Source organism: Methanolobus sp. WCC4, from assembly GCF_038022665.1.
GTDB lineage: Archaea > Halobacteriota > Methanosarcinia > Methanosarcinales > Methanosarcinaceae > Methanolobus.
Map to the genome: position 1 here is coordinate 1,884,793 of NZ_CP150629.1, position 22,388 is coordinate 1,907,180.

Annotated in this window: 17 protein-coding genes and 1 pseudogene; 11 read left to right on the forward strand and 7 right to left on the reverse strand. The window is 43.2% G+C overall.

Annotated features, from left to right (window positions below):
• Positions 1 to 74 precede the first annotated feature (74 nt).
• The 4 genes from V7O63_RS09050 to V7O63_RS09065 all read left to right on the forward strand — a co-directional run bounded on the left by V7O63_RS09050 (position 75) and on the right by V7O63_RS09065 (position 6,621).
• Positions 75 to 857 carry a winged helix-turn-helix domain-containing protein gene (locus V7O63_RS09050; RefSeq protein ID WP_340818126.1) on the forward strand — a complete coding sequence of 261 codons (783 nt, stop codon included), beginning with the start codon at positions 75 to 77 and terminating at the stop codon, positions 855 to 857.
• A gap of 735 nt (positions 858 to 1,592) precedes the next feature.
• Positions 1,593 to 3,236: a methylamine methyltransferase corrinoid protein reductive activase gene (locus V7O63_RS09055; RefSeq protein WP_340818127.1), complete on the forward strand. Its 1,644-nt coding sequence runs from the start codon at positions 1,593 to 1,595 to the stop codon at positions 3,234 to 3,236.
• A gap of 86 nt (positions 3,237 to 3,322) precedes the next feature.
• On the forward strand, positions 3,323 to 5,824 hold the full coding sequence (locus V7O63_RS09060) for a GAF domain-containing protein (RefSeq protein ID WP_340818129.1): 2,502 nt from the start codon (positions 3,323 to 3,325) through the stop codon (positions 5,822 to 5,824).
• A 35-nt stretch (positions 5,825 to 5,859) separates the two neighbouring features.
• Positions 5,860 to 6,621 carry a formylglycine-generating enzyme family protein gene (locus V7O63_RS09065; protein ID WP_340818130.1) on the forward strand — a complete coding sequence of 254 codons (762 nt, stop codon included), beginning with the start codon at positions 5,860 to 5,862 and terminating at the stop codon, positions 6,619 to 6,621.
• A 6-nt stretch (positions 6,622 to 6,627) separates the two neighbouring features.
• On the opposite strand, the gene V7O63_RS09070 is transcribed toward V7O63_RS09065, so the two are convergent.
• Both V7O63_RS09070 and V7O63_RS09075 read right to left on the reverse strand, forming a co-directional pair.
• Positions 6,628 to 7,377 (reverse strand): class I SAM-dependent methyltransferase, encoded by a 750-nt coding sequence (locus V7O63_RS09070; RefSeq protein ID WP_340818131.1) that lies wholly within the window; start codon positions 7,375 to 7,377, stop codon positions 6,628 to 6,630.
• Positions 7,378 to 7,544: 167 nt separating this feature from the next.
• Entirely contained in the window at positions 7,545 to 8,543 is a 999-nt protein-coding gene (locus tag V7O63_RS09075) for an NAD(P)/FAD-dependent oxidoreductase (protein ID WP_340818132.1), read from the reverse strand.
• A 241-nt stretch (positions 8,544 to 8,784) separates the two neighbouring features.
• On the opposite strand from V7O63_RS09075, the gene V7O63_RS09080 reads away from it, so the two are divergent.
• The 4 genes from V7O63_RS09080 to V7O63_RS09095 are packed head-to-tail and all read left to right on the forward strand — an operon-like array spanning position 8,785 to position 12,419.
• Positions 8,785 to 9,276 (forward strand): hypothetical protein, encoded by a 492-nt coding sequence (locus V7O63_RS09080; protein WP_340818133.1) that lies wholly within the window; start codon positions 8,785 to 8,787, stop codon positions 9,274 to 9,276.
• A 38-nt stretch (positions 9,277 to 9,314) separates the two neighbouring features.
• Positions 9,315 to 10,502 (forward strand): COG1361 S-layer family protein, encoded by a 1,188-nt coding sequence (locus tag V7O63_RS09085; protein WP_340818135.1) that lies wholly within the window; start codon positions 9,315 to 9,317, stop codon positions 10,500 to 10,502.
• A gap of 20 nt (positions 10,503 to 10,522) precedes the next feature.
• The gene (locus V7O63_RS09090) at positions 10,523 to 11,734 is read left to right on the forward strand and encodes an FtsX-like permease family protein (RefSeq protein WP_340818137.1); all 1,212 of its coding nucleotides are present in this window, start codon (positions 10,523 to 10,525) and stop codon (positions 11,732 to 11,734) included.
• Between the two features lies 1 nt (position 11,735).
• Entirely contained in the window at positions 11,736 to 12,419 is a 684-nt protein-coding gene (locus V7O63_RS09095) for an ABC transporter ATP-binding protein (RefSeq protein WP_340818138.1), read from the forward strand.
• A gap of 7 nt (positions 12,420 to 12,426) precedes the next feature.
• On the opposite strand, the gene V7O63_RS09100 is transcribed toward V7O63_RS09095, so the two are convergent.
• From V7O63_RS09100 to V7O63_RS09110, 3 genes are all read right to left on the reverse strand, one after another.
• Positions 12,427 to 13,716: an MFS transporter gene (locus V7O63_RS09100; protein WP_340818140.1), complete on the reverse strand. Its 1,290-nt coding sequence runs from the start codon at positions 13,714 to 13,716 to the stop codon at positions 12,427 to 12,429.
• Complete coding sequence (locus V7O63_RS09105) at positions 13,686 to 14,159, reverse strand: MarR family transcriptional regulator (protein WP_340818141.1); 474 nt, start codon at positions 14,157 to 14,159, stop codon at positions 13,686 to 13,688. Before V7O63_RS09105 ends, V7O63_RS09100 begins: the two co-directional genes overlap by 31 nt.
• Before the next feature lie 189 nt (positions 14,160 to 14,348).
• Positions 14,349 to 14,618, reverse strand: a complete 270-nt coding sequence (locus V7O63_RS09110) for a sugar-specific transcriptional regulator TrmB (protein WP_340818142.1) — start codon at positions 14,616 to 14,618, stop codon at positions 14,349 to 14,351.
• Between the two features lie 296 nt (positions 14,619 to 14,914).
• Between V7O63_RS09110 and V7O63_RS09115 the strand changes: the two genes are divergently transcribed.
• On the forward strand, positions 14,915 to 15,772 hold the full coding sequence (locus V7O63_RS09115) for a class I SAM-dependent methyltransferase (RefSeq protein ID WP_340818143.1): 858 nt from the start codon (positions 14,915 to 14,917) through the stop codon (positions 15,770 to 15,772).
• Between the two features lie 6 nt (positions 15,773 to 15,778).
• Here V7O63_RS09115 and V7O63_RS09120 read toward each other — a convergent pair.
• Positions 15,779 to 15,919 (reverse strand): annotated as a pseudogene (locus V7O63_RS09120) (Fic family protein); the annotation flags it as partial.
• A gap of 28 nt (positions 15,920 to 15,947) precedes the next feature.
• Here V7O63_RS09120 and V7O63_RS09125 point away from each other — a divergent pair.
• Both V7O63_RS09125 and V7O63_RS09130 read left to right on the forward strand, forming a co-directional pair.
• On the forward strand, positions 15,948 to 16,232 hold the full coding sequence (locus V7O63_RS09125; protein ID WP_340818144.1) for a hypothetical protein: 285 nt from the start codon (positions 15,948 to 15,950) through the stop codon (positions 16,230 to 16,232).
• Between the two features lie 281 nt (positions 16,233 to 16,513).
• Entirely contained in the window at positions 16,514 to 17,917 is a 1,404-nt protein-coding gene (locus V7O63_RS09130) for a hypothetical protein (protein ID WP_340818145.1), read from the forward strand.
• A gap of 267 nt (positions 17,918 to 18,184) precedes the next feature.
• Here the strand turns inward: V7O63_RS09130 and V7O63_RS09135 are convergent, their stop codons facing one another.
• Positions 18,185 to 22,372, reverse strand: coding sequence for a S8 family serine peptidase (locus V7O63_RS09135; protein ID WP_340818146.1), 4,188 nt, complete (start codon positions 22,370 to 22,372; stop codon positions 18,185 to 18,187).
• Between the last annotated feature and the right edge of the window lie 16 nt (positions 22,373 to 22,388).

Genomic DNA, 22,388 nt, shown 5'->3' on the forward strand with positions numbered 1-22,388 from the left:
TTCTAGCATTTACGGGTCAGTTGTGTTCGGCAGGACAGGCAGATCCCATTAAATCAAGGGCAGGTGAGTTGATCATGAAAACAGAATTGATAAGTACGGTATTTCTGTCAGAGAAGAGGAAGAATACTCTTATCATGTTGATGGAAGGGCCGGCCAGTATTGATGATATAAAGAATTCTATAAATGGGACTACCAGTGCGATAATGGCCCAGATAAAGATACTTCTTGAACAGGGTCTGATCGAACAGGAAAATGATGAGTACAGGCTGACCCATGTGGGGCAGATCATACTCAAAAAGATAAAACCATTGATAGAGGCTCTGAATGTTGTCGAGGGGAACAAGGATTTCTGGGCCAGCAGGGATCTGGGTGCAGTGCCTGATCTGCTTCTTGACAGGATAGGAGACCTCGGTGATGTCATGATACACGAACCAGATCTGAACCATCTTTTCGAGCCACCAAAGGAACTGCTCACAAGTCTGAAACAGACAAGGAACGTGTGCACATTCTATTCATATTTCTGTCCGACATGTCCTTATAACTATGCAGAGCTTGCAAAGAAGGAAGTGAACTATAATCTCGTCCTTACAAGACCTGTGTATGAAAGATTGAGGGACGAGTACACTGAACAGTATAATGCGATCATGGAATCCCAGAACTCACACTTGTTCATATGTGAGGAGGATATCGTGAAACCGGGTGCTATCTCCATCACGGATAATCTTCTGCTGCTATCTTTCTTCAACAAGAAGGGCTTCTTCGATCACAAGAAAGTGATCAGTTTCGAGGATAGTGCAAGACAATGGGGTCAGGAATTCTTCCTGCATTATAGAGGCATTGCAGAGCAGGTCAAGTGATACCTTTATCATCTGTTATTTTTCATGTATCACGATGCTGGTCCGATCTACATGCTCCAGCATGTCCTGCTCATGTGCTGATCGATGGTCTTGACAATATCAAAGGTCTCAATTCTTGTTCTACTTCTGTTCTCCTGCAAGGTCATGATCAGAGACAAACCCTTTTTGTCATCGATCGTTAGAATAGAAAAAAGGTTCTTGATAATATTCGGCCCATGGATTCATTACTACAAGTTATTATATATCCTTTAACCCGTTACTTGGAATTGCAAGCCTGTACCTAACGTGGCAGGCGACCGGTAGATGAGAACGATGGTCGTACAGTCTGGGTCTATCCAGTCTACTTCCAACCTTTATCAACCTTCAAAATATGATAAGATACCATTTCTACATAACTGTACGATATTACACGTACCATCTACACAAAAGCAGGACCTCTCCACACACTATAGGTCCTGCAACCTTTTCTATCCACATGAAGGAAAGTCAATTTTCAGGGAATAAGTATTCGTATATAAATAAATAGTCTCGATCCTATCGATCGTATTATTTTTGATACAGGCTTTGTTCTATCGATCATATCGTCTGTATTTTTGGTGTTGATCATATCGCCAGCTCTTATTTTTTGCCTGAATTCGTTATTTATACCAATCTCACAGAATATCCAGCATGAACCTGTGAAAGGTCCCAACATTCAGTGACCTTTCTGAATTCAAGATCAAAAGGAGGAATTATTTGTACGGGATCGCATTGGACCTTGGGACTAGTGGATTTAGGTTGCAGCTTTTGAACCTTAAGAAAAAGAGTGCTGTAAAAACAGTAATGACAATGAGACATCCTCTTCCTGGAGGGAATGTGATCGACCATCTGGGTTTTGCGATCCAGGTAGGTGAGGACAGTGCTAACAAGATAATGACCCACACTATCCATAAGATGCTTGATGAGCTACATATCCCTCTGGAGATGATCACAAGGATAGCCGTATGTGGGAATCCTATCCAGCTCTCACTTTTCCAGAATATCGAGATAAGGGATCTTGCCTATGCCGGTAAGAACATGCAGAAAAGACTCGGTATCGGGGAAGTGGAAAGAGGCCTCAGGATCTACAGGGGGAGTGATATCTTCGGTATCGATTCAGGTCTGGATGAATGTGAGATCATCGTACTTCCTTCAATAGAGCATGAGATCGGTGCCGATGCCCTTGCAATGATGGTCAAGACAGACTTCATCAATAAGGATGAGGTTGCTATCGTAACTGATTACGGTACCAACGCTGAGATGGCATTGAAGGTAGGTGACCGTATCGTTACCTGCAGTGCAGCTGCCGGTCCTTCAATAGAGGGTCAGGGTATAAAATGCGGAATGCTTGCCAGCCCCGGAGCTATCTCTGATGTGAATGTAGAGGCTGGTTTCTGGCGCACGACCGTTCTGGACGAGAACATGAAGCCCGGAAAAGGTGACCTTATAGACCCGGAAACAGGTGTCATCGTTGAAAATGGTGAGATCCGTGCCAGAGGTATCACAGGAACCGGCGTTATATCGGCTCTCTCTCTTGCCATAAATACAGGTCTGATAAAGAAGCTTCCTGAGCTTCCAAAGGGACGACTCATCCTTGGTGAGAAGGTATTCCTTACGGATGAGGACGTCGCCGAGGCTGGAAAGGCAATTGGTGCCATCAGGGCAGCTCATCTGACGTTGCTTATCGAGTCCGGGGTGAAGTATGAGGACCTGAAGTACATGTACATGTCAGGTGCATCAGGTACCTATGTGGATGCTGAGAAGGGAAGGAAGATAGGACTTGCTCCTGTATTCTCAAAGAACATAGTGCAGTTCGGTAATACATCACTTGAGCTTGCAAAGGATGTCGTTCTCGGGAACTTCGAGCTGGATGAGATAGTGGAACTTGCTGACAGGATAAAGGCTGACCACATCATGCTTGCTTCCAATGATACCTTCAAGAACATCTATGCATGTGAACTGGCCTACTGGACAGAGGGTATGCAGGCTGAGATGTATAATCATTTCCTTGAGGGCAATGGTCTGCCAGGACTGCCTGAGGTCACAGAGGTACCTTCGATCGAGCAGAGGGTCAGCAAGGACATCGATGACACCGGCTATCAGGGTCTGAAGATCATAAGGGATCTGGACATGATCATCGAGGAGGAGTCCAGCGGATGTATGCAATGCAGGATGTGTGAACGTGAATGTCCTGAAAAGGCTATTCATGTTGTCCCAAGGGATGGACACATCTATGTAGACTATACTGCCCACCTTTGTCTGGGAACAAGCTGCAAGAGATGTGTTGGTGTGTGTCCTGTGAAGGCTATCAGTTACAGGGAGATAAGACCACTATCTACAGGGAACATGCCTGCGGTATGATTTCCTGATTTTAGCATAGTTCTGTCTATCTTAAATTGGTTCGATCGAAGAAAAATTCAGGAATTAAAATCATCTGTGGTAAAAACATGAGCTTAGAACCAGGTCAAAATATCAGTATGGAATCGGTGATCAATAACAGTCCTGTTATTGTGACCTCAAGGAAGGTCGAGAAAGGTTTTCCTGTGAAGTATATTTCCAATAACATACGGCAGTTCGGTTATACACCTGAAGACTTCTATTCAGGTAAGGTCGAATTTGCCGACCTTATCCATCATGATGACCGGAAAGCTGTGCTTAAGGCATTCAAGTATCTTAACAAACGGTTACCTGAGTTCATTCAGGAATACAGGATAATAAGCAGGTTCGATGAGGTACGTTTTGTTGAGGACAGGGTACGTATAAAGGAATATGATAAGGACAATATTCATCTTGAAGGTACGATCACCGATATCACTGAACGGAAACACCATCAGATGATCATCCATCAGCAGAAGAACCATGGGAAAAAAGCACTTACTGATACTTCCCTTGAGGATGTTCTGGGATTACTCGTCACCAATGCGGAAATGATAAGGGATGGATTGACATGTGCTATTATGTTGCTGGATAAACAGCACAAGCATATCTGCCGTGTTATCGCACCGAACCTTCCTTCTTTTGTCAAAGATGCTTTCGAGGGTCTGGAGATCGGTTATGGTGTATGCTCCGGTGGAACAGCTCTCTATATGGGTGAACGGGTGATAGTTGAGAATATAGAGACGCATCCATATTGGGCAATGCACAGGGAACTTGCAAAGGAGGCAGACCTCAAGGCAAGCTGGGCGGAGCTTATAACGGCCTCCACAGGTGAGATACTGGGTGTCTTCCTCATGTATTTCAATTTTCCGAACGCACCCTTAAAGGCATGTTATGAGTATCTGAAGGCCAATGCCGATCTTGCAGCAATAGAGATCGAACACAGGATAACGACCGAGAATTTCAGGGAATCGGACCACAGGTTCAAGACCATTTTCAACAACATCAATGACCAGATATACGTCAGTGAGTTGAACGGTAATCTCATAGATGTGAACGAGGTGGTCGTTGAGAGCCTTGGTTATTCCAAGGAGCAGATATTGAGATCATCCCCTGAGGATATCGTTCCTTCGTGGTACGTACAGCGTGCATCTGAACTGATCAAGGTCATCGAAAGGGAACATCAGGCAATGTATGAGGCCGCAGCTATCTGTAAGGATGGTTCAGTCATACCTCTGGAGATCAATGCAAGGATGATCAATTACAATGGCAAGAAGACGATCCTTTCTGTTGCACGTGATATAACCGAACGTAAGAAGGCTGAGAAGGCTAAAAAGCTGAATGAATCCAGACTGGAAGCACTTGTCAGACTCAATGAGATGGAAGCATCATCTATGGATGAGATCGCTGAGTTCGTAAAGGAGGAGGCTGTCAGGCTTACTGAGAGCAAACTTGGTTATCTTGCATTTATGAATGCTGATGAAACCGACCTTATCATGCATTCCTGGTCAAAGGATGCTATGGCCGAGTGTAGCATAAGTGACAGACAGTTCATCTATCCAGTAAGTACCACAGGACTCTGGGGTGAGGCTGTTAAGCAGAGGAAGGCCATTATCACTAACGATTATATGGCCCCTAACCCATTGAAGAAGGGTTATCCTGAGGGACATGTCAAACTGATAAGACACATGAATGTCCCGATATTCGATGGCGGTCACATTGTTGCTGTTGTAGGTGTGGGCAACAAGGAAGAGGATTATGATGAATCCGATGTCCAGCAGCTCACGCTCCTTATGCAGGGAATGTGGAAACTGATCCAGAAAAAACAGTTGAAAGGTGCTTTGAGCAAGTATTCCGAGGAACTGTCAAAGGCAAACACAAAGCTCAGGTCTGTGAATATGATCAGGGATGAGTTCCTTGAGGACAGTATGAAGAACGGTCATGACCTTCTTCATAGTTTCGATGTTCTTGATGATGAAACACTCAACCTGCTGGACGGTTCCCAGAAGGAAGCTATCTCCGCGTTGCTGAATAATTCGGAAAGACTGAAGCTCCTTATTGATGCGGTGCTCTATAGTGATCTTCAGCAGTCCGGGAAGATAGAATACTCATTTGAACCTGTAAGTCTCGGTACTGTCCTTTCGGATGTATTGCTGAACCAGATCCTTCTGATCGATGAGAAACATCTTGCTCTGGAGAAGAATATCCCTGCAGGACTACCACCTGTGAAAGGCGACAGGGAGAAGCTGACCGAGATGTTCGTCTACCTTATTCACAATGCCATCAATCTCACACCTAAGGGCGATTGTATAGGTGTGAATGTCTATGATGAGAACGGGCATCTTCATGTGACCATAAAGGACAATGGTGAAGGAATAGACCAGGAACTGATACCACGCCTGTTCTACAAGATGTATCAGGCAGATGATTCCATATCACGGATGTTCCAGGGATTCGAATCAAGTCTCTATATCTGCAAGGATACCGTGGCTGCCCATCAGGGAAGCATCTGGATCGAGAGCGAGATAGGTCAGGGTAGTTCGTTCCATGTGAAGATCCCTAAGTGGAACTGATCTGAAGAATTTATCTGAATAATTGATCTGAAGCCATGAAGGAACATACAGGAATTATTACAGGATCAGAGAGTCCTCATCCTCTTAGCATTTTCACGAATTCGACAGGTATGGAGTTCATATTGATCCCTGCTGGCGAGTTTGAAATGGGTTCAAAGGTCGATGAGCGGAACTGGTACAGGAATGAAGGTCCGGTTCACAGGGTGACAATAGGAAGACCATTCTATCTTGGCAGATCCCTGGTGACGCAGGAACAATGGTGTGAGGTAATGGAGAACGACCCTTCAAAATTCACAGGGAAACAAAAGCCTGTGGACCGGGTCTCATGGGTTGCTGCGCAGGAGTTCATTGAAAGACTGAACGAAAAGGAGGGTACTGATAGTTACCGTCTTCCCAATGAGGCTGAATGGGAGTATGCATGCAGGGCCGGCACTGCCACACGTTATTCTTTTGGTGACAATGACTCTGATCTGGAGGAATACTGTCATTATGGTAATCAGGATATAGGTTCCTGTCCCGTGGGTCAGAAAAAGCCGAATCCCTGGGGTTTGTATGACATGCATGGGAACCTGTGGGAATGGATGCAGGATGTGTATCATGACAGTTACGAAGATGCACCCGGGGATGGCAGTGCAATGGAGGATGCTGATGGATCATCCATGATTATGAGGGTGCTGCGTGGAGGAAGCTGGCAGACATCTGCTGTTGGGTGTCGGTCAGCAAGCAGGTATTACATGCCTCCGCTCGCCAGACGGAACAGCAGTCGTGTTGGTTTGCGTCTTGTAAGAGAATTATAATGCCTGTTATTTCTGCAACAAAAAATACCTGCCGAAGTTGATATCTCCTTCTTCAAGAATACTGAAGCCGGCCTGTTTAAAGAGAGATTGCCATTTTTTGCCGGATGTCATGGCAAAACAGAATATGCTCATCATTGCAAATGTGTGGAGACTAGGTACCGGGACAATAACCAGTAATTTTCCACCTTCTTTAAGTACGCGATGCAGTTCCTGCAATCCCGAAAGTCTTGCCTTGCCTAAATTATTCAATAATAGAGCGCTTGTGGCCGAATCAAAGGTGTTATTCTCAAATTCAAGATGGGTTACGTCTCCCTGGACTATTTGAACCCGATCGTTTATGCCTGCAATTTCCAGATTCTTTTCCAGCAGGTCTCTTCCACCGGACATGGGATCCACTTTGGGATCAAAGAGATCCAGGGCTACTATGGATCCATTTTTCAACACCTTGCTCAGTTCAATTGTGACCCTGCCGGCACCACATCCTGCATCCAGGACCAGATCATTATCTGAGGAGAACAGATCAACAAAGGGAAGGGTCATGTAATCGGAAGTGCTTACTTTCAAGGCCACTACACTTCCTATAAAAAAATTAGCCGATAGCAAAATAAGGGGTAATGAAAGCAATTGTAAATAAGGCCACCATTTATTAAAAAATAGTATCAAGCCCGCTACTAAGCAGATAATTCCCATGATCCTGAGACCATATATGAGGCCATTGGTTCTATAATAGAAATCATATTTTCTTTCATCTACCATTCCTATTCCTCATTTATAGTAGATCTGGTTCTAAGGCTATTAATATTCTCTTGTTTCATTGCTGGCACACTTTCGGTTGAATGCACGAGCAATGATATTGATATTTTGAGAAAAAAGCCGGATCATCAGGAAACAGTACATTCATATTTCCTGTTATTTCAAAAAAGCTACCTGTATACCCTATTCAAAAACCTCATTGGGTCCTTACTCCTGTCGAACAGATGATACGCCAGTGGGTATGCAAGAGGCCCAAGCATTTCAAAGAGCTTCCTGTTCCTTTTTGAGTGTTTGAGCTTTTGATGCAGGTTAGCTTTTACAAGTTCATCGTAGGACTCACCGGTCATGATGCTCCTCACAGCCAGGTTAGCACTCTGGAATGCATATCTCATGCCGAATCCCCATAGGTAATCCTGAAGTCCGCCTGCCTCGCCTATGAGCATTGCACCGTCCTCGTTGTACATGTTCTCTCTTACCTCAAAGTAGCCATACCCTCCGAACTTATGGCCAGAGATTATGTCTTCCTGATCGATGTATTCTGAGAAACAGTCAATAGTATTCTGGAGGTACTTTTCAGAATCCAGGACGTTCTTGTTATCAAAAACGGTTGCTATAGTTCCTTCTCCATCCTTGATGAGCAGATAAGAGTAGAATCCTTTTGCGATCTCACTCCCTAAGGCCATGTGGTATGCATCAGCTTTTTTCGTGCTGAACTTGATGCCTTTTGCAAGGATATTTCCCTTTACAGGACCGGTTGCAACAATATGGATAGGAACGTCTTCTTCGGGTATCGTTCCGTAATGAATGTTAACCCCAAGGGCCTTTGCCTGTTCCAGCAGGCACGTATCCAGACAATCACTGTCTGTGCCACGTTTTACCATATAGCAGGCATTATCGCCGCTGAGATTGCGAATTTTGTCAGAATAGTGCAGATTCAGTTCACAGAGAGGTACGCATTTAAAAGATGTATCAATACCTATGGACCTGATCTCATCGATCGCATCGGTATCTTCCGACCAGTTCTCTATTGCCTGCCAGTCACTGTTGAATCTCGTACCGGTGCTCTTTCTTTTTTCGTAGATATTGACATCATATCCGTTCTTCCGGAGAATGATCGCGCATGCAAGCCCGCTTATTCCGGCTCCGAGGATATTGATCTCTTTGTTCATTCCAGCACCTGTTCAATAGTGGTATGTAGTTGACCACTGATGATGATTTTTGCATATAACGATATAGATACTTAAAAGTATTTTGTCTGGTCGATTTTTTACATTAAGCCTCTTGCCCCTGTTCCATTGTAATTGTCAGTTGTTTTATGTGACTGGCAATTTCCACGAATCGATGATTATATATACCATAATTTACACAATTATCAGTAATTACTGTAAATTATGTAAATAAGGTTGCAAAATGGAAACTGTCAGAAAAGAATTCGAGGAACTCGTGTATCAGGGTATCAGGTCCCATGGATTGGATGAACTCTCTTCCAGGCTTCTTGCCATACTTTATTCTGAACCTGATGAGCTAACACTTGAAGAGTTGTCTTCAAAGACCGGATATAGTTTTTCGGCAGTCAGCACCGCTATGAAATTGCTTAGCGGGGTGGGACTTGTTGATAAGTCCAAGAAGGCCGGTTCAAAGAAGCTGTATTACTCGATTCAGAGGGATATGCTGTCAATGACCATTGCTGCAATAAGGTCCAAGAACGAATGCATGGTGCTTCCTGCACTAAAGGACCTTCCTGCGATCATGGAGAAATGCAAGGACAGTGAAGATGAGGATTCTGAAGGAACACTCGGTATCATCGAGCAATACTACCAGCAAATGGTCGCATTAGACCTGATCTTCAAGAATCTTATCGAGTTTACAGAAAAGCTTCAAAGGGAGATGGGAGAGGTATGAATCTGAGAAATGGATCTGTATGTTTGTTCATATTGGTATTGGTAATTATCCTGGCAGGAGTTCCTGTCGTTCAGGCGGAATCTTCAGGTGATGAATGTTTAAGGGCAGTTGTGGAAGATATAAGTCCAAGTTCTGTCGGCAGGGATGAGGAATTCACTGTAGGTATCAGTCTTGAGAATTGCGGGACCCAGGTTCCTGAGGATATCACATTTGAGATATTCAGCATCCCGCCTGATATCATAGTTACAGAGGACCTTGTCACTGAAATTCCCCGATTTGTGTACAAGGACAGTGAGAGGCAGTTGAGATACCATATGAGAACAACCCCTGACGCTGTACCTGGTCCTCATCTCATCAAAATGAAACTGACATACGGAACCGGAGATACACAGAGGACAGCATATTATGAGGTTGAGATCATAGTCACAGGTGAGCATGCTGAACCAAGGATCTCCTCTGTCACTACAGATCCGAAGTATATCTATGCCGGTGACACGGTCGATCTTGATCTCGAGATACAGAATTACGGGGATTCAATAGCAAAATCCGTAGAGGTCTATCTGGAACATGATTTTAAAGGGATAACAGGTTCCACTGTAGGGGCACTTGCAGCAAATGATACCCAAACAGCATCGTTCAAGTTCAAGGCCAACAGCTCAGGAACCTTTGAGATCCCTGTTATCATAGAATACGAGGATGATTATGGTGTCCAGAAGGATGAATATGATATCCAGATTACCGTACTCGACAGGAAAGGCAGCCTCAACCTTGCATCTGTAAAGATCAACCCGGTCCTTCCTTATGTGGATGATACTGTGGAACTGACAATGAGGGTCGAGAACTCAGGTGACAGGACCATTAATTCAATACGTGTCTATGCGGACCATCCGTTCCAGGGACTGAAGGAGTCTTTTATAGGATCCCTTGACCCTGATGAGGACGGACCGGCAGTGATCACTTTTGTTGCAGACCAGTCCGGAGAGTTCGAGATCCCGGTTACTATCACTTATATCGATGATTTCGGTGAGGAACAGGTCGAAACGAAGGTAAATATCATAGTCATGGAAAGGGATGGGGGAGCAGGAACGATAATTATCGTATTGTTGCTTCTGGCTGTTATCGGCGGACTGGCCTACAATAACTATAGAACCAAAAGATCAAAGGATGAGATCATCAAGCAGTTAATGGAAGGCGGCAGCGCTCCAGTTGAGGACACAGAAGAATAAGGGGTCCGGAGGTCTTCGGTATGATAGATGATATCAGGGTTGGAGCTCTAATTGCAGGCAGCAGCATAAAAAGAGGGAACAAAAAAACATTGGTATTCATTGTTTTTGTTCTTTCACTTATTTTTATGAACCTTGTATTCCTTCCATCGATGATAGGGGGAATGACTGTCCTGTTCACGGGTATCATGCAGGATTATCCTTACGGGGATGTTGTTATCGAACCATCTGGCGATAATATGTACATCAACAATGCCGACAATGTCCTGCAGAAGGTCCGGGCTGTGGAAGGAGTAAGGGCTGCAACAAAAAGACTGGATGTTGGAGCATCCATCGAGCATAAACAAAACGTTGTGGGGGTAACGATAACGGGTCTAGTTCCCACAGAGGAGTATGAGATATCACAATACCCCTATAGTATCATTGAAGGAGATTTTCTGGGGGAGCTTTCCCGGGATGAGATCATCATTGGTGCTGCAATCGCAGGCACAAGTACAACCTTTGGAGATATATATGATGATCTGGGTGAAGCCAGAGTTGGATCACTTGTTGAAGTAACATACAGTAACGGTGTGAAAAGGACCTATAAGGTCAAGGGTATCATGGAAGGAACATTTGAACTTGTTGACCTCAATGCCCTGGTTCACTACAAAGAGATCGAAGAAGTATATGGTCTGGAAGGGGATAAAGCCACCAGTGTGGTCGTAAGGGTTGATCAGCCGGGAAGTGAGGATCATATGAAGTACAAGATAAGGGATGCCGGTGTGAATGAGCAGGTATTCACATGGGCTGATAAATCCGAGACCATCATAAGACAAGCATTACAAAGTCTTGGTGCTCTGGACATAATGTCAAAGTTTGTGGGTTTGATCGTAGGGGCAGCATTGATCCTGATCATAATCTACATCAACATACTTAACAGGAAAAAAGAGATCGGCATATTAAAAGCAATAGGCATTACACCGAGATCGATAGTACTGTCTTATGCTTTCCTTAGCATGTTCTATGTTTCTTTGGGGATACTTGCAGGATTGGTCCTATACCTCTCACTTATGCTTTACTTCCAGGCAAATCCTGTGACATTCTATGAGACCATGGAAATAAGGCCACAGATAGATGTGATGCTGCTTATAGAGAGCATAGTTACCATGCTCACCCTGTCGGTGATAGCCGGAACCCTCCCTGCATGGAGTGTGTCAAAGGAGAGTATACTCAAAGCCATATGGGGACGTTGAAATGATCACGGTAAAGGACCTCAAAAGGTATTACGGCTCAGGGGATACGACCGTCAAGGCTCTTAATGGTGTTTCCTTCGAGATAAAGAAGGGAGAGTTCGTAGCCATCATGGGTGCGTCAGGAAGCGGAAAAACTACCCTCCTGAGAATACTGGCTCTGCTGGACGATGCGACAGGTGGCGAGTACACCATCCGTGGCCTGAAGGTTTCCAGTCTGCCTGAGGCGGAGAGAAGCTATTACAGGCTGACCCAGGTGGGTTATGTGTTCCAGGACTACGCGCTTATCAACGAGATGACCGCCGCAGAGAATGTGTATATCCTCTCAATGATGGAAGGAAAGTCAAAGAAAGAATCCTATAAGACCGCCCTAGAGGCACTGGATAAGGTCGGCCTGAAGGACAAACATGACAGGATCCCTGATGAACTGTCAGGTGGGGAGAAACAGAGGGTGGCTATCGCAAGGGCAATAGCCAAAAAACCTGACATAATGTTCGCTGATGAACCCTGTGCGAACCTTGATACCAGGAACTCTGAGCAGGTGCTGGAAGTGTTCAAGGACCTGAACGACAACTATGGCCAGACCATTGTGATGGTAACGCATGAGCCATGGCATGTGAAGTACGTGGACCGTGTCATCACTTTCCAGGATGGTGTCCTGGTCAGTGATGAGTGGGTGGAACAATAATCTTCTATTACCTTGCTTCTGTTCCGATGGTTTCCTCTATCGCCAGAACAGGTTGCTCGATGACGCCCATCACATTGACGATACCAAATATCACTCCAAGGACCATGCCACCAATTCCAAGGTACGCATAGGCATCATAGAGAGTTCCTGTCTTAAGGATTGGCTGGATTATCAGTGGGCTCACGAGCTGACCGAGGAAGAGTACGGTGGTAAATCCTGAGAATATCCTTCCACGGGAATCCTCAGGTGCGATCCTTCCAAGCCAGCTAAGGTTCGTGGTGTTTATGACACCGAACGCAATGCCTGTTATTATCAGTCCTGCAATGAGTGATGGCATATCAGGTGCAATGGAGAGGATAAAGATTCCTGCTCCGAACATGATGAAGAAGAAGAGGTTCGTCTTCATCTCTGTAAGGAATCCTGAGACCTTTACCTGTCCCAGTGCTCCTACTGTTCCGAAAAGTCCGGGGATGGATATCAGAGCACCAATTAGAAGTGCCGATGTGATACCTTTTTCATCCAGGACGAACGGTAGTTTTGTAGGTACTGAGAAGAAGAGCACCATGAGCACGAATGTTGCTATGTAGATCATGACAATGCTTTTGAGTGGCAGCTTCTTCTCTTTGAAGTGCCTGTCAACATCAGGGTTCTCAGTGTGCCTGTCCTTTTCATTGCTGCTCTTTGACCCGCTGAGGGAGATCATTGCTCCCGGGATTATAAGAAGTGCTATGAGGTAAATGTAGAAAGGTGCATGCCAGCTTATATCTGCCAGGGCGCCGCCTGCCACTTCAAGGACCACAGCTCCGAAACCCATGCATGCGGATTGCAGCCCTATCTTCTTCTTGAGCTCGGCGCCGGAATAGTTGTCTGCCAGCAGGGCGGTGGCACAGATGGTCATTCCTGCGATACCGACACCCAGCAATATCCTGAAGGCCAGTATAAGATAGAGTGAATTGAGAATAGCACCGGTGGCTCCTACAAACGCAAAGATCGCAAGGGCTATCATGAGTATGTTCTTCCTGCTGTATCTGTCAGCCATGATGCCGATGAAAGGGGAGCTAAGAATGATACCAAGTGCCGGTAATGTGACCACCATGGAGACCAGCAGACCTGCGTTCGGTACGTCTGAGAAGAATTCCAGCATCTCCGGCAGTGCGGGTGCAACAGCAGCCGAACCCATGATAGTGAGCATGGATGCGCTGAGGATGACAATGATCTTTAAGGTCTCGTATCCGGACCTTTGCTTTGAATTCTGTTTTTGATCATTTACTGGTCTTTCAGTGGAAATTCCTTCCATTTTCTGTCACCTTTTTCGTAAGCATTTGCATAGCTGTTCTGCGCTATCTTGCGGAGCAATGCCTTTGCCTGTTCTTTTTCTTCTTCTGTAAAGTCTCTTAAAACAGCTTCTTCCCATTCTCTGTCTATGTTCTCCACCAGAGGAATGAGCTCTTCACCTTTCTCGGTCAGATAAACGAGCACAGCCCTACGGTTATTTTCATCCGGGATACGTCTGACAATACCATTTTTCTCAAGAATGTTCACAGCTCTGGCAACGGTTCCTTTGTCAATGAGCAGTGATCCGGCAAGGAAATCCTGTGTAATACCCTGCTGGTCGGCAAGTACCATGAGTACATGGAACTGGCCTGATGAGAGTCCAAGCTCTTTCATCTGGTTGTTTATTCTCACAAAATGACTGCGATAGGTCATTGAGATGTATGCTCCGAGGGGTATGTATTTCATTTGTTTTCCTCTGGTTTGATGATGTCAAGGCAACTGTTGTCACAACAACCTCATAGTAATTTAATATTTAATTATTTTGATAAGTAAATGTGATATGGACCGGATGATGAATGTCCGGGACCAAAAACAAGGAATATTAGAGGAATGCGAACAACATGATGTTAGCAACCTCTTTTTCTTTGATATGGGTCAGTTGCAGAAATTATCAAGTCTTTTCAATAACAGTTTCCCATTTTCATTGACGATATACTTTTTCCATGTTGTTTTTTCAGGATTAAGACATGTAATGAAGCCCTTTTCCCTGAATTCCTTTAGAGCATGACTTATGTTCTGTATGGACCTGCTTGTTTCCTGTGCTATGAAAGATGCTTTCAGTACCGAATGCCTTTTCATGGATTCCATCAGGATCACTCGCCGGTCAACGTCGAATACCCACGCAAAAAGTTCATCATCAGACATGCTGCTCAGATCATTTGTATCTGATCTCAATGTTTCTCTCAATTGTGACATAATAATTCATCCGTTTTTCCAACAGTTGTTTGAACAACTGTTGTTAAGACAACAATAATACTATATCTGATACTTAAAGATTGCTTCTTTTAAGAAAGTTATGATCTATAACGTAACACTTAAATTAGCATACTTCATTACTTATTTTGATGAACAACAACTAAGCATTCTGTTCTATTGAAAGTTGTTAGCGGTTAATCGAAGATCTCGAGTCCCGGGACTTATCCCTGAAGGAGGGCTCGCTTATGAATTTAACAGATATTATTGAGTTTACACAGAAGCCACAGCTATACGCTGAAGGAAATGCGGTTATGTGGACGGATGCCCACATTTCGGAACAGTTGTTGAACATCCACCTTAACCCGGATATCGATCTGGCAAGCCGGAAAAGGTCAAGTATCGAGATCACGGTTGACTGGATCTTTGATTCGGTCAACATGGAAAAGATGAACATCCTCGGCCTCGGATGCGGTCCGGGCCTGTATTGCGAGATGATGGCCGAAAGAGGCCACCGGGTCACAGGTGTTGATTTCTCTAAGAATTCCATTGAATATGCCAGAAGGCAGGCCAGAAGCAAAGGTCTGGATATCGAGTATGTGAACCAGAACTATCTCGAACTCACGGAGGAGAACAGGTACGACCTTGTGATGATGGTCTTCACAGATCTCGGTGTCCTGAAACCACATGAAAGGGAGATACTCATCAGGAACGTCCATAGGGCCTTAAAGCCGGGAGGAACCTTCATCTTTGATGTCCTGAGCGACCTTGACCTCGAAACTAAGGTCTCGGAAAGGTCGTGGGAGATGGAAGAGAGCGGCTTCTGGAAGGACAGCCCATACCTGACACTCTCGGATTCTTTCCTGTACCCTGAAGAGAAGGTGATACTGTACCAGCATATCGTGATGGACGAGTCTGACAATTCCAGTGTCTATCGCTTCTGGACACATTTCTTTGCGTCAGATGATTTGAAACCGATGCTTGAGCCGGAGGGCTTTGAGGACATCGAATGTTTTGATGATGTGCTGCCAGACATTGATATGTGGAACGGGGAGAATGTGCTGTTCTGTAGATCAAGGAAGGTTATTGGGGAAATGGATGCCTGAGGGCATCTATTTCTTGTTTTCTTTTTTCAACACCTGACCTTTTTCCGTTAACCTGTACTTTTGTATCCGGCTTGTGGGTTTATCCGGGATTGTCATTTCAATGATTCCAGATTCCAGTGCAGGTAAAAGATAATGTTTTCTGAAATGCTTTCTATTTTTTTAAGTTTAGAGCATCTTGAAGTTCTTTTCTAGTCTTTTCACCAATAATAGTATTAACCAGAATAATTTCTGTGGTGACTTCCGTGGTGACTTCCGTGGTGACTTCCGTGGTGACTTCCGTGGTGACTTCCGTGGTGACTTCCGTGGTGACTTCTCCAGCTTTTCCTTTTCTTTGCAGGAGGAGCACGAAAGAACCGTTCTTCAATCAGAATTCCGGCTCTTTCATATCATGCTTTCTGCAGAGTTCGATCATATCCTTCATTTTATTTCCAAAAGGATTACTGAGGCAATGAAGCTTTAATAAAGCTTCTTTTTTCAATTAAACGACATAATGAAGCTTTTCTTGCTAAGTATGCTTATATTAAAAACGGAGAATCAGTGATCTGTCAGAAAGCACTGGCAAATATTCAGACAATACCTAAGCCTCAATGTGGCCTGACCAAAATAGTGACGGAGAAAATAAATGAAGTACACATTCCTGAAAACAGTGGCCTGTATATCGTTAATATTCGAGTGCATTGGGTTGTATTGGCTGAAAAATACAATGATGATCGTATAAAGAAAGAAAAGGAGGGAAATTTTATGAAAAACTTAAAAATCTATTCGCTAATGGTATTTCTTGTACTATTGGTTTTTACTTCCGGTTGTATTGGTACCCAGGATGATCAAACAGCCACCGATTCAGATTCATCTGATGCATCCGATGTTCAAATGGAAGATGCACAGGCTGAAATGGACGGGAATATGACCCCACCTGACGGGATGCCAGATGGTGAAATGGGAATGCCTCCAGGTGGAGAAGGCGGTTCTGCCAGCGTAGATACCGGTACCGGGGCATATGTTCTGGCTGATGGTGAAGAGCTGACCGAAGGAACATATACATCTTCAAATGACGATGAGAATGCGATAAGGGCTGAAGGCGAGGTTACTGCAACACTTACCGATGTAAGCGTAGAGAAAACAGATGGTTCTGCATCAAGCAGTGATGCATCAAGTTTCTATGGTCTGAATGCAGCAATCCTTGCGCTTGATAATGCGGTCCTTAACATCAATGGCGGTACGGTCACAGCTACAACTGAAGGTTCCAATGGTGTCTTTGCATACGATGGTGCAACGATCTACATAGAGGATACCGAGATAACTGTAACTGGCGGAAATGCCGGCGGTATCGAAGTTGCCGGTGGCGGAACAATGTATGCAAGCAACCTCAATGTCTTTTCAGCAGTGAAAGCTGCAATACGCAGTGACCGTGGCGGCGGAACAATGGTCGTTGATGGCGGTACATACACAACCAGTGGAAGCTCAGGTGCTCCTGCGATCTACAGCACAGCAGATGTTACAGTAAGCAATGCAATACTTACAGCTGAGACCTCTGAAGCAGTTGTTGTTGAAGGACTGAACTCAGTTACGATCAATGATTGTGATGTATCAGGAAATATGGAAGGTGTATATGGTGATGAAGGTTCAGAGAACATCCATAATGTGATGCTATACCAGAGTATGTCCGGTGATGCAGAGGTCGGAACCAGCTCATTCACAATGACCGGCGGGTCCCTTGTATCTAACAATGGGGACATGTTCTATGTCACAAATACTGAAAGTGTCATCACACTGAACAACGTTGACCTGACCCTTGCTGAAGACACATACCTGATCCTGATCGCAGGTAATGATGGTTCAAGAGGCTGGGGAACCGAAGGTTCCAATGGCGGTACCTGTGATGTCAACTTCAATGAGCAGACTGCAACAGGTGACATTATGGTCGACTCCATCTCTGAAATGACCCTGACCCTTTCAGACGGAACATCATACACCGGTGCAATAAACACCGACGGAACAGAAGCTTCTGTGCTCTCTGTAACCATCGACGATACAAGCATATGGACACTCAGCGGTGACAGCTACATTACAGAACTAAGTGGAAATACCGACAACATCGAGTTGAACGGTTACACACTGTATGTAGATGGAGTCGCTTTCGAGTAAGTCTTTTGAGAATGGAGGGGGAGTTTCCTCCTCTGTTGTTTTTTGTTATCTTCTGGCATTTATTTTATAATTTGAACTTATTTCTTCATGGGTGTACTTTTAAGAAAAATAAGTCAAATGTAGCGTTCAATTAAAACTTCATTAGCTACTACACTAAAAAAAGATTGTCTTTTGAAAATGTTGGATTATATATCCAAAAAACAAGCCTAAAAATAATTAGATGAAAAATGCACCTGATGGTGCATTCATAATTGATGTTTTTTCATCTTAATACTTCCTTTTCCTCCTTAACAAAAATACCATGAAGGTACCCAAAAAGCTGGCTGTTACAAAAGGACTTGCTGTCGGTACATCCCAAGGAAGTGGACCCACCCATACACTTAAACCATCTGATAATTGTTGACCATCCTCACATGTTATAGTCAGCATCACAGAATAGGTTCCATTTTCTGAGTAAGTATGTGTTGGTTTTAGAGTACCATAAGCATGGTTTCCATCTCCGAAATCCCAACAGATTGATGATGAATCATCTTCAAGATTGCTAAATGAACCGGAAAATTGAACCTCTTCATTAGCAGCAACAAACATATCTCTTCCTGCATTTACCAGTGGTTTTTCATCTGAAGCACATGATCCACAGAAATAAATAATTTCACCGTTTTCAAGCCCATCTCCATCACCTATACCACCATCTTTTATCTCTATTACAATTATGTTATCTCCATTATTTGATTTGACTGGAAGTTGATACCACTCTTCTGTTTTCTGACATATCCAATACAGTGAGTTTTCAGGTATAACTGAAGGATAACTCAATGTAAGATTTACTGACTGTCCAGTATTCAAGTCGGTAATGTTGCAGGAAATAAATCCATGTGGAAAATCAACGTTAGGCTTTCCAGCTAAGGGGAGAGCAGAGTCATCTAAAAGGATAAGATCCTCAATTATTCCATTGTCTGAAAGTACAGAAATACAACTATCTTCTGTACCTAAGGAAACAGTGTTGTCAGAAATGGTAGGTGCTTTATTGTGAATCGAGAGACCTGTTAGCATTGCTACATTCAACGATGATTCGTATACCTCGCCCTGCTCAACAATACCTGAATAGTTCTTGTTGAAAACCGTATTATTTTCAACTGATCCAGTTATTTCCAAATTATAATCTCCATCGCTGTTGGCAATTAATATAATACGATAATTACCACTTTCAAGCTCAGGTATAGTTAACTTTTCCTCAGGCTCTTTTTCGTATGTAGCCTTAGGTATTTGAATTTCAAATTCACCAGTTTGATAGTTCATTCCTACGTGTCTGCCAAGAGGATCATAGACATGCAAGTCTACATGAGAATGAAGAATGAAAGTTATTGTTGAGAGTCTCTGGACCTCTTCAGGAACTATCCTTGTCTGAAGAGATAATATCGAATAAGCCGTTGTAAGATCTGGATTATTTTCCCAAAGCCATCCATCCCAGTCGTTTATCCAAAAACCATCTGGATTTTGGTATTGTGTCAAATTGTTTGTTAATTCATCATACCAGTCTTCTTGTTCCACATTGTTAGTGTCTGATGATAATATACGGGCTTTTGACATTGATACATAGTAGTAGAACTGACTCGAATGTGGATTGCCTGCAGAACCCGGATTCCTATCCCAAACATCGTTGTAATCAGCCCATTGCAAAGCATCCTGCATTCGAGGATCATTCAAATCAACGTCGCAAAGAAGCAAGGACCAAATTCCAGCTCCTGAAATGCTTCCGTACGATTGTCCTCCACCAACTGTGGTTGATCCGGGATGATAAATAAAACCACCATCATCGTACAGATTATACGCAGAGTTCCATTCAACTGTGTAGTCTAAATCTGAAATGTACACATTTTCCTGCCTGTTCTGGCACCTTGCCAAAAATACCTGTGCTTTGTCCCATAGATCATGATCTTTTGGCAAACCTGCTGCATCCAGAGCCATTAAAGCCCATTGGGAATTGGAAAGGTCCGGTCTTTCGTGACTACCATAACCAAACCCTCCATAATACCAATTATCCTTATCAACTGAAGGCCATAGGCTATCTTCATCCCATTGAGATTCAACAAGCCAATTTTTTGCAGCTTCAATTTCATCTTCATAGTCTGGATTGTGGGTTGCTACAAGTGCCATAGTAGCAAGAGAAGTACCGTATGTTGGGCGGTAATCATACATCGTGCCATCAGATTTTCTTCTACTTAAAATGTATTCAATTGCATTGCTGACAGCAGGATCACTTTCGTCATAGCCAGCATTCATGAAACATAGAGCAGACAGAGACGTTATACCAACGTTATTACTCCAAGACCCATCTGACTTTTGACTTGTTCTTAACCAGTCAAGCCCAGTTAAAACAGCAGCTTCATCCTTATAATCTAATGCAGTTTCAACGTTCAATGATCCGTAGCCTGATTCAGAATCCCATCCAATAAAACCTATATTGTTTGCTGACAATTCGAATAGATGAGATAGTACTCTTGGTTTTCCTTGAAAACTTGGTTCTGCTTCAAGTATGACTGCAGCTGCACCAGCTACATGTGGAGCTGCCATTGAAGTTCCTGCAGCTCGACTATTATAATCTGAAGAATCATTTACTTCATAATTGTTTCCATTGATTATGGATGTAGATACTACCTCTGTGTAAGGAGGATTATTGTTAAAACCAGACCATCGCCCACCAGGAGCAACAACATTAGGTTTTTCAATATCATTGTTTGTCGGTCCATAACTTGAATAACTTGCAACATTATTAGTGTTTTTATAGATAGCTCCTACTGTGAAAGCGGATGGTGCAGTACCAGGGTCAGTTAAAGTGTTTGAAGAGCTAAATGGGGCAAAATTTTGATTATATTGAACGTTGCCTACAACAGTATCGCGAGTGCAATACAAATGAAAAACCTGCTCTTCATTTACTGAAGTTCCTTCTACAGTTACATTATAAGTTCCAGGAGCTAAAGCAAGTGATTCTTCTCTCCCTGAATTAGTTGAAGACTCAGCTACTCTATTACCAGCGGCATCGTAGACAACCAAATCCAAGTCATTTGCTACACCTTCAGGATTTACCCAAGTAAGATATACATCTGTTCCTCCTCCAAAAAGGCCCCAGAAATATTGTGGAATTTGTGTGGTCAAATCAAAATCTACAATATTTCCTTCTCTCACAGAACCTGTAGCATGGCATCGTTTACTTTGATCGTTTCCAGCCGATTTTACAAAAAAAGCACCATTTTCGACTGCATATTCAACTGCATTGCACATATCATCAGTTCCATCACGAGTTGTAAACCACCATCCCATACTACAACTTATAACATCTGCTTCATACTCGTCAACTGCCCGAAATATCGCTGCAACCACTTCAGTTTCATCAGAAGCCTTTATTACAGTAATGTTGGAACCAGATGCGATTCCTTTTATTCCAAATTCAAAAAAAGAACCATCTTCTTGAATCTGGGCAATTGGATAAAATGAAAAAGGTGGAGCTATGTCATTTTGATTCATGTTTGTCCATTCAAATTCGTAGAATGGACCTTCATTGGCATCCAACCAGTCGCCATCTCCAAAATCTATGTACACCGCATCGTACTCATTGTTATTTGAAGTGTCAGCAAGTAAAACATTCCATACATCTAAACTGTCTCCATCATCATTAAAATCATATTGATGTTCAGCATCGACATTTTCATTTATTATACCAAAATGGTAGTTCCCACTCTGGGAAGTTCCGGGTGTAACTTCAGCATGCTCAGCAAATATATTTGGAGTTTCCACGATAAGCGGGTTTGCTGCAATTATTCCTGTGCAATGAGTACCGTGGTCATTTTCAGGTTCTGCAATGTCATTATTATTCTCAATATCATACTGGTTAACAATATTGTCACTAATAAAAGGATTGCTGGCATCCACGCCTGAACTGTCTATAACAACAACCTCAATTCCATTTCCATTATAACCTAAATCCCATAAAGGAATTACATTTATTTGCTGGGAAGTTGCAACCAACTCGTTAGTTCCTTTTTCGTATCCAGGATTTATCTCTTGAATATAAGGAAGTTCTGCTATTTTTATTAGGGATGAAAGGGGAATTTTTGCAGTATACACTGGTTGTTCAAACGGTAAATACTGTCCCAGCAAAACACCTAAATCCGATAATTCTTGTTCTTGATTTGTATCTAATTTACCTGCTACCCTTAAAAAACATGGTAGTGAGTTTAAAGAAATTTGTTCAAATTGTTCATTTAAAACATTGCTAGTTTTGATATCTTCTGAATTTTGTTCCAATGAGTAATCGTGATATAGATTCTTTAAAATTGGTGATATTTTGTTTTCATACGATTCAATTTCTGAGATATTATCTTGTGTAGCAGCATTACTTGAAATGCAAAAGGCACTAAATAATATCAATATACTAACTATATATTTAAATTTCATTTATTTCCCAACTCCT

Coding starts and splice junctions, on each gene's coding strand:
- V7O63_RS09090 (WP_340818137.1), top strand. CDS start 10,523: ATGATAGATGATATCAGGGTTGGAGCTCTAATTGCAGGCAGCAGCATA.
- V7O63_RS09050 (WP_340818126.1), top strand. CDS start 75: ATGAAAACAGAATTGATAAGTACGGTATTTCTGTCAGAGAAGAGGAAG.
- V7O63_RS09130 (WP_340818145.1), top strand. CDS start 16,514: ATGAAAAACTTAAAAATCTATTCGCTAATGGTATTTCTTGTACTATTG.
- V7O63_RS09100 (WP_340818140.1), bottom strand. CDS start 13,716: ATGGAAGGAATTTCCACTGAAAGACCAGTAAATGATCAAAAACAGAAT.
- V7O63_RS09060 (WP_340818129.1), top strand. CDS start 3,323: ATGAGCTTAGAACCAGGTCAAAATATCAGTATGGAATCGGTGATCAAT.
- V7O63_RS09065 (WP_340818130.1), top strand. CDS start 5,860: ATGAAGGAACATACAGGAATTATTACAGGATCAGAGAGTCCTCATCCT.
- V7O63_RS09070 (WP_340818131.1), bottom strand. CDS start 7,377: ATGGTAGATGAAAGAAAATATGATTTCTATTATAGAACCAATGGCCTC.
- V7O63_RS09135 (WP_340818146.1), bottom strand. CDS start 22,372: ATGAAATTTAAATATATAGTTAGTATATTGATATTATTTAGTGCCTTT.
- V7O63_RS09095 (WP_340818138.1), top strand. CDS start 11,736: ATGATCACGGTAAAGGACCTCAAAAGGTATTACGGCTCAGGGGATACG.
- V7O63_RS09110 (WP_340818142.1), bottom strand. CDS start 14,618: ATGTCTGATGATGAACTTTTTGCGTGGGTATTCGACGTTGACCGGCGA.
- V7O63_RS09075 (WP_340818132.1), bottom strand. CDS start 8,543: ATGAACAAAGAGATCAATATCCTCGGAGCCGGAATAAGCGGGCTTGCA.
- V7O63_RS09105 (WP_340818141.1), bottom strand. CDS start 14,159: ATGAAATACATACCCCTCGGAGCATACATCTCAATGACCTATCGCAGT.
- V7O63_RS09115 (WP_340818143.1), top strand. CDS start 14,915: ATGAATTTAACAGATATTATTGAGTTTACACAGAAGCCACAGCTATAC.
- V7O63_RS09080 (WP_340818133.1), top strand. CDS start 8,785: ATGGAAACTGTCAGAAAAGAATTCGAGGAACTCGTGTATCAGGGTATC.